The sequence below is a fragment of the Mesorhizobium sp. M1307 genome (genome assembly GCF_040318155.1).
Classification (GTDB): Bacteria; Pseudomonadota; Alphaproteobacteria; order Rhizobiales; family Rhizobiaceae; genus Mesorhizobium.
On sequence record NZ_JAMYLR010000001.1, the window covers coordinates 518213 to 531050 of the forward strand.

15 protein-coding genes are annotated in these 12838 nt (G+C 62.5%); 11 read left to right on the forward strand and 4 right to left on the reverse strand.

Translation table 11 applies throughout. The features are described from left to right. Positions 1 to 138 precede the first annotated feature (138 nt). The 6 genes from NKH16_RS02700 (at position 139) to aat (ending at position 5486) form a co-directional block, all read left to right on the forward strand. Complete coding sequence (locus NKH16_RS02700) at positions 139 to 1533, forward strand: M48 family metalloprotease (RefSeq protein WP_352746751.1); 1395 nt, start codon at positions 139 to 141, stop codon at positions 1531 to 1533. Between the two features lie 70 nt (positions 1534 to 1603). Then, complete coding sequence (locus tag NKH16_RS02705; protein WP_352746750.1) at positions 1604 to 2407, forward strand: DsbA family protein; 804 nt, start codon at positions 1604 to 1606, stop codon at positions 2405 to 2407. 163 nt (positions 2408 to 2570) lie between these two features. Beyond that, positions 2571 to 3005 (forward strand): type II 3-dehydroquinate dehydratase, encoded by a 435-nt coding sequence (gene aroQ / locus NKH16_RS02710; protein ID WP_023717478.1) that lies wholly within the window; start codon positions 2571 to 2573, stop codon positions 3003 to 3005. A 26-nt stretch (positions 3006 to 3031) separates the two neighbouring features. Further along, on the forward strand, positions 3032 to 3490 hold the full coding sequence (gene accB / locus NKH16_RS02715) for an acetyl-CoA carboxylase biotin carboxyl carrier protein (protein ID WP_352451093.1): 459 nt from the start codon (positions 3032 to 3034) through the stop codon (positions 3488 to 3490). A gap of 19 nt (positions 3491 to 3509) precedes the next feature. Continuing rightward, positions 3510 to 4853, forward strand: a complete 1344-nt coding sequence (accC, locus tag NKH16_RS02720) for an acetyl-CoA carboxylase biotin carboxylase subunit (protein ID WP_352451094.1) — start codon at positions 3510 to 3512, stop codon at positions 4851 to 4853. 15 nt (positions 4854 to 4868) lie between these two features. Beyond that, a complete protein-coding gene (gene aat / locus NKH16_RS02725) occupies positions 4869 to 5486 on the forward strand; it encodes a leucyl/phenylalanyl-tRNA--protein transferase (RefSeq protein WP_352570907.1) in 618 nt (205 codons plus the stop codon). A gap of 81 nt (positions 5487 to 5567) precedes the next feature. Here the strand turns inward: aat and NKH16_RS02730 are convergent, their stop codons facing one another. From NKH16_RS02730 to NKH16_RS02740, 3 genes are all read right to left on the reverse strand, one after another. Next, positions 5568 to 5936: a hypothetical protein gene (locus NKH16_RS02730; protein ID WP_352593854.1), complete on the reverse strand. Its 369-nt coding sequence runs from the start codon at positions 5934 to 5936 to the stop codon at positions 5568 to 5570. A gap of 88 nt (positions 5937 to 6024) precedes the next feature. Further along, positions 6025 to 6507 carry a DUF2155 domain-containing protein gene (locus NKH16_RS02735; protein ID WP_352451095.1) on the reverse strand — a complete coding sequence of 161 codons (483 nt, stop codon included), beginning with the start codon at positions 6505 to 6507 and terminating at the stop codon, positions 6025 to 6027. A 157-nt stretch (positions 6508 to 6664) separates the two neighbouring features. Then, positions 6665 to 7063 carry an NADH:ubiquinone oxidoreductase subunit NDUFA12 gene (locus NKH16_RS02740; RefSeq protein ID WP_023674818.1) on the reverse strand — a complete coding sequence of 133 codons (399 nt, stop codon included), beginning with the start codon at positions 7061 to 7063 and terminating at the stop codon, positions 6665 to 6667. A 255-nt stretch (positions 7064 to 7318) separates the two neighbouring features. Here NKH16_RS02740 and NKH16_RS02745 point away from each other — a divergent pair, with 255 nt between their 5' ends. The 5 genes from NKH16_RS02745 (at position 7319) to NKH16_RS02765 (ending at position 12333) form a co-directional block, all read left to right on the forward strand. Beyond that, positions 7319 to 8479, forward strand: coding sequence for a helix-turn-helix transcriptional regulator (locus NKH16_RS02745; protein ID WP_352746746.1), 1161 nt, complete (start codon positions 7319 to 7321; stop codon positions 8477 to 8479). Positions 8480 to 8687: 208 nt separating this feature from the next. Next, on the forward strand, positions 8688 to 10088 hold the full coding sequence (locus NKH16_RS02750) for an ArnT family glycosyltransferase (RefSeq protein ID WP_352746743.1): 1401 nt from the start codon (positions 8688 to 8690) through the stop codon (positions 10086 to 10088). 94 nt (positions 10089 to 10182) lie between these two features. Continuing rightward, complete coding sequence (locus NKH16_RS02755) at positions 10183 to 10482, forward strand: hypothetical protein (RefSeq protein WP_352746741.1); 300 nt, start codon at positions 10183 to 10185, stop codon at positions 10480 to 10482. 146 nt (positions 10483 to 10628) lie between these two features. Then, entirely contained in the window at positions 10629 to 11840 is a 1212-nt protein-coding gene (locus tag NKH16_RS02760; protein ID WP_352746740.1) for a hypothetical protein, read from the forward strand. A 151-nt stretch (positions 11841 to 11991) separates the two neighbouring features. Beyond that, the gene (locus NKH16_RS02765) at positions 11992 to 12333 is read left to right on the forward strand and encodes a hypothetical protein (RefSeq protein ID WP_352578246.1); all 342 of its coding nucleotides are present in this window, start codon (positions 11992 to 11994) and stop codon (positions 12331 to 12333) included. A 16-nt stretch (positions 12334 to 12349) separates the two neighbouring features. Here the strand turns inward: NKH16_RS02765 and NKH16_RS02770 are convergent, their stop codons facing one another. After that, a complete protein-coding gene (locus tag NKH16_RS02770; protein WP_352646752.1) occupies positions 12350 to 12838 on the reverse strand; it encodes a GNAT family N-acetyltransferase in 489 nt (162 codons plus the stop codon).

Below are 12838 nucleotides of genomic sequence, written 5' to 3' on the forward strand. Positions count from 1 at the left end.
CACCACACTTGTCCGCACGTGCCGGCCATATGCTGGCCGCGCCGCACAAATGCCCGATTGGTGTGGGGATCACAAGTTCGGTAAGTTTAGGCTGCCGACTTTTCATCCTTCGCCCACTCGTCTACCAGTGGACCTGCCATGTTGAGCCGACCCAAATCGACGATCGCCAGGACAGCGCGCGCCCTCGCGACGCTTTCGCTTGCCGCGATGGTCGCCATGGCCGGCTCGGTCAATGCCTTTGCGCAGAATGTGCCGGTTGTGCGCGATGCCGAGATCGAGGCGCTGGTGCGCGATTACGCGCGGCCGATCTTCAAGGCGGCGGGCTTGTCGGGCGACGCCATCAACATCGTGCTGGTCAACGACCAGAGCTTCAACGCCTTTGTTGCCGGCCGCCGCCTGTTCATCAACACCGGCGCGCTGATGACGGCCGAAACGCCCAACGAGATCATTGGCGTCATTGCCCACGAGGCCGGCCATATCGCCGGCGGACACCAGCAGAAATTGCGAGAACAGCTCGAGCGCGCCAAGACGATGGCGATCCTGGCGACGCTGCTTGGCGCCGGCGCCATGGTGGCCGGCGCCACCAGCAACAGCCGCGGTCTCGCCGGCGCCGGCATGGGCGTGGTGGCCGGCGGCGGCGAGATGGCGCAACGCAGTATCCTCGCTTATCAGCGCACCGAAGAGATGACCGCCGACCGTTCGGCGATCACCTATCTCAATGCAACCGGCCAGTCCGGCATGGGCATGCTGAAGACGTTTGGCCGCTTCCAGAACGCATTGTCGCTCTCGGGCGCGCAAGTCGATCCCTACAGGATCAGCCATCCGATGCCGCAGGAGCGTATCGCCAATCTCGAAGTGCTGGTGAAGCAGAGCCCTTACGTCGACAAGGTCGACCCGCCGGCACTGCAGCAGCGCCATGACATGATGCGCATCAAGATCGCCGCCTACATGCAGGGCCAGGCGGCGGCGTCGCGATTGATGCGAAAGAACCCCGGCAGCCTCGCCTCACGCTATGGCGACGCGCAGATGACCTATCTGTTCGGCAATCTGGCGTCGGCGCTCGCCAAGACCAACGCGTTGATCAAGGAACAGCCGAAAAATCCCTATTTCCAGGAATTGCGCGGCGACATCCTGATGAAGGCGAACCGGCCGAAGGATGCGGCGGACGCCTATGCCAAGTCGGTCAGCCTCGATCCAGCGCGATCGGGGCTGCTGCCGGTCTCGTACGGCCAGGCGCTGATGGCGATCGGCACGCAGGATTCGCTGAAGAAGGCGGTGGCGCAGATCAACACCGGCCTCGGACGGGATCGCGAAAACGCCGCCGGATACCGCTATCTGGCACAGGCTTACGGGGAACTCGGCAACATCCCGGCCGCCGAGCTTGCAACCGCCGAAGGGCATTTCTATTCCGGCGACTACAAGAATGCGAAAATCTTCGCCATGCGGGCGCAGCAGAGCATGAAGCGGGGCGAGCCGGGCTGGCTTCGCGCGCAGGACATTATAAACTACGCACCATCAGGTAAGAAGAAGTGAACCTTTCGGACGCAGGCTGCGACACAGCCAAACCGGGCGGACCCGAACACAGGCAAGAGGATCGAGGATCATGACCAAGGCAATTCTGCTGGGCAGTACCGGAGTGGCAGCGGCTCTCGCCATGCTGGCGTTCGGCTTCGTCGCCGGCAATCCGCAGACGGCGAAGGCCGGCACGGCACAGCTTGCCCAGACGACGTCCTCAGGTACCAAGCTCGACCGTGCCGAAGTCGAAGGCATCGTCCGCGACTATCTGCTGAAGAACCCGGAAGTGCTTCTGGAGGCCCAGCAGGCACTCGAGGCCAAGCAGAAGGAAGAACAGCGCGTCGCCAGTCTCGGCGTCATCAAAGACGCCAAGGACCAGATCTTCAATTCCTCATTCGACGGTGTTGTCGGCAATCCGAACGGCAAGGTCACCATCGTCGAATTCTATGATTATAATTGCGGCTACTGCAAACGCGCCATCGACGACATGCGCGCGCTGACCAAGGCCGATCCGGACCTGCGCTTCGTACTCAAGGAGTTCCCGATCCTCGGCCCGGATTCGCAGAAGGCGAGCGTCGTCTCGATGGCCTTCCATCTGATGAAGCCGGAGAAATACGGCGAATTCCACAATGCGCTGCTCGGCGGCCAGGGGCGCGCCACCGAGGCGGCGGCGATCAAGGTGGCGCTGTCGCTCGGCGCCGACGAGGCGGCGCTGCGCGAAAAGATGAAGGACCCGAGCATCACCGAGGCCTTCTCCAAGACCTATGACCTCGCCACCAAGCTCGCCATTACCGGAACGCCGTCCTATGTCGTCGGCAACGAGGTGGTGTTCGGCGCGCTTGGCCAGGAAGTGCTGGCCGAAAAGATCGAGGCGGCGAAGGCCGCGCTCTGATCGGCATTCGGGTTTCGATTAGGCTGCGGGTTTCCGGCACGGGCCGTTTTCCGGCTGTTGTGGACGGCGAAAGAACGCACTTGCGCTCTTTTCGCCAGCGTCTATGCCCATTATAGAGGGTCCGGCGCGCCGGCTTAGCCGCGCCGGGAAAGGTCGGCATTTTTTGAAAACGGTTTTCGTCCTGAACGGCCCCAATCTCAACGCGCTCGGCAAGCGCGAGCCGGGCATCTATGGCGGCAAGACGCTTGCCGCGATCGCCGACGACTGCAAGCAGGCAGGTGCCGCACTTGGGCTGGAGATCGATTTCCGCCAGTCGAACCATGAGGGCGACCTCGTCGACTGGATCCACGAGGCCGCCGACAAGGCCGCCGCGATCGTCATCAATCCGGGCGCCTACGGCCATACCTCGATCGCCATTCACGATGCCATCCGCGCCGTCGCGCCGCTGCCGGTCGCTGAGGTGCATCTCTCCAACATCCACGCGCGGGAACCATTCCGCCACGTCTCCATGGTCGCGCCGGTCGCCGTCGGCATGATCTGCGGGTTCGGGCCGCTCGGCTACACGCTGGCGCTGCAGGCGCTGGCTGCACGCCTATGACCGGCCAACAAACAGAAGGCTCGAAAATGTCGATAAAGAAGAACGGTGTTGACCAGCAGCTGATCCGCGATCTGGCGGGCATACTGAACGACACCAACCTGACCGAGATCGAGGTCGAGCTGGGCGATCTGAAGGTGCGCGTCTCGCGGCAGGCGCCGGCCGTCCATGCCGTCGCCGCAGCTCAGCCGGCCTATGCCCCGGCAGCCGCGCAGCCCGCGGCAGCGGCCGCCCCGGCGACGCCCGACTTGTCAAAGAACGCCGTCGCCTCGCCAATGGTCGGCACCGCCTATCTGGCACCGTCGCCCGACGCCAGGCCGTTCATCGAAATCGGCCAGAAGGTCAAGGAAGGCCAGACGCTGCTGATCATCGAAGCAATGAAGACGATGAACCAGATCCCCTCGCCGCGCGCCGGCACGGTGACGGCGATCCTGTTTGAAGATGCGCAGCCGGTCGAATATGGCATGCCGCTCGTCGTGATCGAGTAGAGCCGGGAACAGGCGAAAGATGTTCCAGAAAATCCTCATCGCCAATCGCGGCGAAATCGCCCTCAGGGTGCTGCGCGCCTGCAAGGAGCTCGGCATCCAGACGGTGGTGGTGCATTCGACCGCCGACGCCGACGCCATGCACGTGCGTCTCGCCGACGAGAGCGTCTGCATCGGCCCGCCGCCGTCGCGCGACAGCTATCTCAACATCCACCAGATCGTCGCCGCCTGCGAGATCACCGGCGCCGACGCGGTGCATCCCGGCTACGGTTTCCTGTCGGAGAACGCCAAGTTCGCCGACATCCTCGCCGCGCACAACATCACCTTCATCGGCCCGACCGGCGACCATATCCGCATCATGGGTGACAAGATCGAGGCCAAGCGTACCGCAAAACGCCTCGGCATTCCCGTGGTGCCCGGCTCCGACGGCGCGGTCACCGAGGACAAGGAAGCCAAGCGCATTGCCGCCGTGATCGGCTACCCCGTAATCATCAAGGCGTCGGCCGGCGGCGGCGGGCGCGGCATGAAAGTGGCGCGTAGCGAGGCCGATCTCGAGGTGGCGCTGCAGACGGCACGCTCGGAGGCGGGTGCGGCCTTCGGCGACGACGCAGTCTATATCGAGAAATATCTGCAGAAGCCGCGCCATATCGAAGTGCAGGTGTTCGGCGACGGCGCCGGGCGCGGCGTGCATTTCGGCGAGCGCGACTGCTCGCTGCAGCGTCGCCACCAGAAGGTCTGGGAAGAAGCGCCCTCGCCGGCGCTCAATGCCGAGGAGCGCGCGCATATTGGCGGCGTCTGCGCCAGGGCGATCGCCGATCTCGGCTATTCCGGCGCCGGCACCATCGAATTCCTCTATGAGGACGGCGAGTTCTATTTCATCGAGATGAACACGCGCCTGCAGGTCGAACATCCGGTGACCGAGGCGATTACCGGCATCGACCTCGTGCACGAGCAGATCCGCGTCGCCTCGGGCGGCGGACTTTCGGTGCGCCAGGAGGACATCCGCTTCCACGGCCATGCCATCGAATGCCGCATCAATGCCGAGGATCCGCGCACCTTCACCCCCTCGCCGGGCACCATCACCCATTTCCACACGCCGGGCGGCCTCGGCATCCGTGTCGATTCCGGCGTCTATTCCGGCTATAAGATCCCGCCCTACTACGACAGCCTGATCGGCAAGCTGATCGTGCATGGCCGCAACCGCGTCGAATGCATGATGCGGCTGCGGCGCGCGCTCGACGAATTCGTCGTCGACGGCATCAAGACGACGCTGCCACTGTTTCGCGACCTCGTTGGCAACGCCGACATCGCTAATGGCGACTACGATATCCACTGGCTGGAAAAATACCTGGCCGAAGGCGAGTGACACAGGGGCGAAGCGATGACCCGTCCCTACGCACCCGGTTATCGCATCCCGACCGACCTTTTGCTCAAAGCCTATGCCTCCGGCGTCTTCCCGATGGCCGAAAATGCCAATGACCCCGAAGTGTTCTGGGTGCGGCCGGAGACGCGCGGCATCATTCCGCTCGACGGGTTCCACATACCGAAAAGCCTGAGAAAGACCATCCGCAAGGATCTGTTCGAGTTCCGCATCGATTTCGATTTCGAGGCGACGATCGATGCCTGCGCAGAAAGGCGCGAGGAACGGCGGTCGACCTGGATCAACGCACCGATCCGCGAAGCCTATATCGAGCTGCATCGGATGGGCCATTGCCATTCGGTCGAGGCCTGGCACAACGACCGATTGGTCGGGGGGCTCTACGGCGTATCGCTCGGCCGCGTGTTCTTCGGCGAGAGCATGTTCGCCAGGGAGACCGACGCGTCAAAGGCCTGCCTGGTTCACCTCGTCGAACGCCTGAAGGCGCGTGGCTTTGCACTGCTCGATACGCAGTTCACCACCGAGCATCTCAAACGCTTCGGTGCAATCGACGTGCCGCGCGGCAAGTACGAGAAGATGCTGGCCGAGGCGCTGAAGGGCGAGGCCGTGTTTTTTCCATAACCTGGAATGGTTCATCGTTTCACAGAAACGCAATTCCGGACGGAAAGCCGTTCACATTTCCTGGAATGCTCTTGCGGCCGGTCAGCCTTTTGCTGCCGTCACCAGCGGCGTCTGTGCGTGGAACATCATCTTCCAGCCATTGACGCGGTGGACATAGCCGGTGCTGACCAGCGCCGCATAGGCTTCGCCATCTTGCCGCGTCGCACGCGCCTCGTAGGTCAGCATGACGATGTCGCTGCCCGGCTCGATGATGCCCTTGAGGTCGATGTCGAGATCGCGCCAGCGGTTCGGGTCCGTGGCAGTTGCGGCCAGATCGGTATTGCTCATCACCCGCGCCATCTGCGGGAAGGCCACCAGGCAGTCGGTATCGGCATTGGCCTTGAAATAGTCGGCACCGCCGCTCCAGAATCCCCTTTCGATGTCGAGAAGTTCGTTCTTGTTGGCCATCATCATGGCAACCTCCTCCGTAGAGAGGCACCAACGCTCGGGCAACGCGGCGGTTCCGCAGGGCGCGGTATCCGCCGCGCACTGACAGATTCTAGTTGGTTTTGGGGGCGGCGGGTGCCGGCACGTCGGACTTCTGCTTGCAGCCCTTCAGCCAGATATCATAGACGGCATGCTCGACGGCGTTGATCCCGGGGCTTTCGGCAAACATCCAGCCGGTGAAGATACGGCGTATCTTCCGGTCGAGCGTAATCTCGTCGACCTCGACGAACGAATCCGTCTTCGGCTCTTCGTTTTCGGGCCGCGAATAGCAGATGCGCGGCGTCACCTGCAAAGCGCCGAACTGCACCGTCTCGTCGATATAAACATCGAAGGTGATGATACGGCCGGTGATCTTGTCGATGCCGGCGAATTCAGCGACGGGATTGGTGATGCGCTCGGACACTGCCGGTGCTGCAGGCGCCACCGACGCGTCCGGCGCAGGCGGCGCCAATTCCTGCGCAGCAGCGAGCGCCACCATAGAAGCGAGAACGACCGCGGTTAATCCGCCCGTCAAAATTCGGCTGAACATGCTCATGCAAGGTCCGGTGGTTTGCGCCCGGGGTGATTCTCTTAACGCCAAGGCTAGTTGCTGCTGTCGGATCAGCAAACAGCTAAACAGCAATTGTGGCGACAAAGGACCGCCCTCGTGGGGACCGCCCCCGTGGGGACCGCGCGCGTGTCGCGGCGATCGATCAAGAACCAGGCGTCCAGGCGTCGTAGTCGCCCGTCACCTGCGGACGATGCTGGTTGGTCAGCACCGAGCCTTTCGGGCGATAGGCCGCGGGGCTGCCGGTGAGGTTCGGCACATGCGGCTTTTGCCAGTCGCGTGGCTTGTAGTCTTCGCTTGGCGGCGCAACGTCGACACGATGATGGATCCAGCCATGCCAGCCGGGCGGAATCGCCGAGGCTTCCGAATAGTCGCGGTAGATGACCCAGCGACGGGTGCGGCCTTCCGAATCGACGCCGCCCTCATAATAGACGTTGCCGACCTCGTCCTGCCCGACCTTCTTGCCATGCCGCCAGGTGTGGAAGCGCGTTCCCAATGTCTGGCTGTTCCACCAGGTGAAAAACTGCAGAAGGAAAGTTTTCATGCAAATCCTCGTGGCAAGTCCTTGTGGCAAGTCCTCGCGGCGGCTGCGGCGCCTGTTCCTGCTTATGGCGTCACGGCATTGCGAAGGCAAGGGTCTTGCCGCAACCGGCGAGCAAATGGCTGACGGGAAAGCGAAACGATGATGTTATTTTCGCGGCCGTCCGAAGCAGATGAAATAGGTTGTTGGCAACCTTACGCAGCGTTATTCTAGCAGTTGATGCTTCGTTGCCTCAAGGACGGCAAATGAGAGGGGCTCATGTCATCGCTGGCGGGCACGGCCGGTCGCGCGTTGCCGCAGGTCGTTGAGGCGATCTACGATTCGATTGCCGACGTCGACCGCTGGCAGGCGACACTCGAGGCCATCTGCAATCTGGCGGAAGGCCAGCTTGCCATGCTCGCCGTCATCGACACGATCAGCAGCTCCGCGCGGTTTTCGGTGTCCTGCGGCGATCCCGCAGTTCTTGAGCCATTGAAGCATGACTACGGCTCGCAAGTGCCGTTCTATGCGGCGGTTCCCAAGATGGAGATCGACGTGCCGTTCACCGTCGATTCGATCTACGCCCTGCAAGGCCCGGATACCCGGCAGAGATGGCTCGAAAGCCGCATCGTGCGCGAATGGGTGCAACCCAACCGCCTGGACGATTTCTTCTGGGTGGCGTTGATGAGGCGGCCGACCCGGATCGGCACGTTGATGGTGGTGACCGACAAGGACAGGCGCCAGATTTCCCGCGAGGATATCGAGCTTGTCTGCCTGTTGGCACCGCATGTGCGGCGCGCGGTGACCATCGGCGACCTGTTCGAGGCCGAGCGGCGCAAGGCCGAAATCTTCCGCTCCATCATCGAAAGCCTCGACCATCCGGTGCTGATCGTCGCCGAAGACATGACCATCATCTTCGCCAACCCGTCAGCCGAAGCGCTGCTCGCCGAAAATATCTCGGTCGCTTGCGTGCGCGGACAGCTTTCCTTCACCTATGCCAAAGCCAACGCCGCGATCGGCCGTGCCGTCCAGCTCGGCACGCGCGACGAATTCGCGCTCGGACCTTGCGGCATCAACATTCCCCTGGCCAGGACGGTCGTTCCGGCAGTGGCCCATGTCATGCCGCTGGCGCGCCGTGAAATCTCGGCGCGCATCTCGCAACGCGCCGCCGCAGCGATCTTCATCGCCGCCGCCGGTTCGACACCGACCCCGGCGCTGGACGCCATTGCGGCGCTGTTCGGACTGACCGCGGCAGAAAGGCGAGTCGCCGGTCACGTTGCCGCCGGCCTGACGCGAAAGGAAATTGCCGCGGCCGGCGGCGTCTCGGACGGCACCGTCAAGTCGCAGCTGGCGACGATCTTCGACAAGACCGGTACCGGCGATCAGCGCGAGCTCGAACTGTTGATGCGCGAATTGTCACCGCCGTTGCGCTCCAGTTGATTTTGCTCAGGTTCCCCGGACCGGCAGCGGTCCAAAAGACTCGGCCGGTAAGTTTTTCAAACCTTTGACACCATCGTCCGCAAAATCTGGGAAACGAAACCGGCATCGTTGCAATTCGGCCAAAATCATGGTGCGGTCGTTCGCGGTCCAGAAACGCGGCACTATGCTCGGCTGGAATGAAAATGGTTTCTGGCGCGGATCTCGATCTTTGACACCGACATCTACCGAGCGGCTGCTCCCCTACCTCTTTCTGCTTGGGCTGATCGCAATCGCGGTCGCTTTCCGGCCACTGCTGCCCGTCGACGAAACGCGATATCTCAGCGTCACCTGGGAAATGTATCTGAGCGGACAGATCTTCGTCCCGACGATGAATTTCGCGCCCTATCTGCAGAAGCCGCCACTGCTGTTTTGGCTTATCGACCTTGTCTGGAATATTTTCGGCGCCAGCCGGCCGGCGGCGATGCTGGTCATCTTCGCCGCCTCCTCGCTCGTCATCTGGCTGACGACGGCGTTGGCAAAGACCCTGTTTCCGGGCCGCGACGACATCGCGCGGCGCATCCCCTGGCTGGTTGCCGGAAGCAGCGTGTTCGTCATCTATTCGACGCTGATCCTGTTCGACCTGTTGCTGACGGTCTTTGTGCTCGCCGCGCTGTTGTCGTTGATTGCCTTTGCCCGCAGCGGCAACCGCTGGCAGGCCGTTCTGGCCGGGCTGTTCATCGGCATGGGCGTGCTGACGAAAGGCCCGGTGGTGCTGATCCATATCGGCGCGCCCATCCTGTTCTACCCGTTCTGGCGCGACCGGCGGGCGGGACTGACGACACCGAACTTCCTCGCTGGAGTGGGCCTGGCCCTGCTCGCCGCACTAATTCCGGTGGCGATCTGGTTGGTGCCGGCGACCATCCTGACAAAAGGCAATTTCGTTTATGATCTCGTCTGGAACCAGTCGGCGGGGCGCGTCACCGGCAATTTGCGCAATTCGCACGGCCGGCCGTTCTATTTCTATCTGCTGCTGCTGCCGGTCATGTTCATACCGTGGATCTTCATACCCGAGGTGTGGCGGTTGAAGCTGCGCACGCGGATACGCAACCTGATCGACGCGAAGTCGCCGGATCTGCGCGCCTTGCGCCTGCTGTCATTCTCGTTCGTTGCCGTGTTTCTGGTGTTCAGCGCGATATCCGGCAAGCAGCCTCATTATGTCGTGCCGATGTTGCCGTTCGTGGTCATCCTGTTCGGCTATTTCATGGCGGAGATCCCGCTCGCCAGGCTGAAGAGCTCGGCCATCGTCATGCTTGTCATTTTCGGCATCGGCCACGCGGTGGCATCGGCAACCGCGTTCAAACGCTATGATCTGACGCCGCTCGCCAACTTCATCGACGAGCGAAAGGATGCGGACTGGGCCGTGGCTTTCGACTATCAAGGCGAAGTCGGCTTCCTGGCCCGGTTGCAAAAGCCATTCGAAACCACCGACAAACCGGAAGAATGGCTTGGCTCGCATCCCAGCGGCTATGTCATCGACAAGGTTTCCAAGGATCCCGGCACTGCAGGGCAAATCGCGTTCCGGCTTCGCGTCGAACGCGGCTATCTCGTCGTGCTGAAGGGACAGCATTGACGATCGTCACCGGTATGCGAGTTCGTCCCCCGCGCGGGAGATGAAGGCGTTGCTGCTTCGTGGTTCCATCGCTCGATAGAACCGGGAGGTATTCATGCGCAAGCTCATCTCGACGACGCTTTTTGCCATATCGCTCGCTGTGGCCGGCCTTGCCGCCGATCCGGCATGGAGCTTCAAATGTCAGTCCGGAACGATTGGGCAAGGCAGTTGCTCCTGCTCCGGGACCGCCGACTGCACCGATATGCGGCATTCCAAAATGTGCAAGGGCGACCTGAACTGCGGTTCGGGCAAATGCTCCTGCACGGCCGCATTGGTAGTCGACCCCGGCCCGAAAACCCCCAAGCCCAAGGTCGTCGCGCCGATGGCGACAACCAAAGGCGTCGTGAAGCAGTAGATATCCAATCCGAACGGACGGCGGCTCGACGTCGCTGGGCCGGCCCGATGTTTCGCGGTTCATCCCCCGTGCGGGCGATGAACCGCCATCGAACAAATGCTGCTGTCTAGCCGGAGGGTGGTTTCCAACGAAAGAGCGAGGATACCATGTTGAAAACCTGCACGATGCTGTTCTTCTGCCTGATGGCGGCCACCGCGGCCGCCCAGCCGCCGCCTTCGGGGCCGCCGGTTCCCAGTGCGGCACTTGCCCCATGCAACGCCACACAATCGAACAGGCCCTGCAAAGCCGAACTCGGCGTGTTCCTGATCACCAACACCGTCCGCAACCTGGCGCAAGCCAAGGTCGACGCCACCAACGCACAGCTGGCCGCCCAGGGACGATCGTCACGCGCATCGATCGAATCGCTGAAGCAATGGCGGCCGTCGCGTTTTGCGACGCAGATGCTGAATCAGCCGAACAGCTGGTTTGTCAAAGTTCCTTACATCCTGACCATCAAAGTCTCGATCCCGGTGACCTCCGACCGCCACATCGGCATTCCCATAGACGTCAACGTCTTCTGCAGCGGCTGGCAGACCGATTCCAGCCAGGTCATCATCCGCTCGCAACCCGGCCCGGCGAGCTTCGAGGGCGGCAACATCCTCGAAGACGTTTTCAACGTCGGCAACTACATCGACGCTCAGGTACGCAGCTCGTTTTCGGCACCCCTGCCGGTGACGACGCCGGTTCCAAATTCGAAATGCTCGGCAATAGACGGCTCCGATGCCGGCACGCAGGCCACCGGCGATGATCTCATCTTCTGGACGGTGCCGCGGCGCAACCTGGTGGTGACGGACGCCATAGCCAAGCCGACGGTTGAAGTGACCTTCGACAGCCTCACACGCCTGCCAGCCCGCGACTTCCACAACAATGTCGTCTATGCGGAATCCGAGGCCATAAACCTCAACGTCTATGCCAATGAGGACGGCGTTCAGAAAGCCCTGACGATGCGCGAAGGCGACGTGGCTGCGCTGAACCTTCCCGTACTCAGGCTCGACGCGCGAAAATACGATTCGCTGGTCGTCATCGGCAATGTCGACCAGCCGCCGAACGATCCCAGAGACAGCGCCTTCGCGGTAGCGGCCAAGACTGCGGGATTCGGTGCCGGTTCCAAGATCATGCAGATCCCGAAGTGGTATTCGAGGCCTCCGGACCAGTTCAATCACAAACCTACATGGGTCAGAGTTCCGGGCTATGAGCTGCACTATACGGTACGCTATCTCAACAGCGGCGGGCTGGCCGTCGACGGTGAAGCCAGTACGGTCCGGCCCCCAAAAGTCGCCGTTCCGATAAAGACGCCCATCAAGCCGAAAACGCCCTGACGCGGCCGCTCGCGGATGACGGCGGCGGTTCAGACCGCTGCCGCCATCTCCCGCGCGGCAGATGCGGCAGCGCCGGCTTCATGGCCTGATCTTGCCGGAACAAACGCGCCGCTGCGCCACGAGCGAGCGGCGCCATCGATGGAGACAAACGATGCTGCACCTCCCTCACACCATGCCCGCCGTCAGGATCATTGCGGCAATCTCGCTGCTTGCCTTCCCGAACTTCCTGCCGCCGGTCACGAGCCCGGCGAACGCGCTGCCGGTCAGCCAATCCTGCCGGATCACCACGTATTACAAGACTGCGGCAAAGGCGACGGAGGTTGGCGTGCGCTCGACGTGCCAGGGCGTCAAAAAATGGGGCGTCACCTCGAAATATTACGAGGTGGAAAAAATCGAAGCCGCCACGCCCCCGCACACGTCGGGCGGCGGCGGCAGCCTGCCGTGCGAGTTTCTCGCTGCCGGCTGCTCCAACCTGCCTGAGAAACGCAACTGAGCGTCAGGCGAACGAGCTATCCGAGTTGCTTCTCCAAAACCAGCGCCGGCAAGCCCGAGGCGCCACCGCAATCGGCCGTGTTGCCGGCGGGCAAGAACCCCCTCGCGCGGTAGAAGGCGACAGCCGGAGCATTTGCTTCCTCGACCTCGACACGCAGCGTCCTGGCCTCCGGAAAGCTGGCCTCGATTTCGTCCAGCAGCGCCTGGCCGATGCCTTGCCTCTGCCAGGCCGGATGCACGTAAAGCTGGTTCAGCATGACGATCCTGGCATCCGTGGTGGCGGCCGCGAAAGCCATGCCGCCGATGGTTTTGCCGTCGTCGGCGACCAGGAACTCCGAGTTCGGCCGCGTCAGCCGTGCCTTGAGCGCGGCGATCGAATGCCATTCATCGGTGATTTCGGTAACCCGCGCCGCGCCGTAGATGGCGTCATAGGTGGCATGCCACGTCTCGACCAGCAATGCGCGCACCGCCGCCAGATCGCGCTCGCCGGCGGTGCGGACAAACAT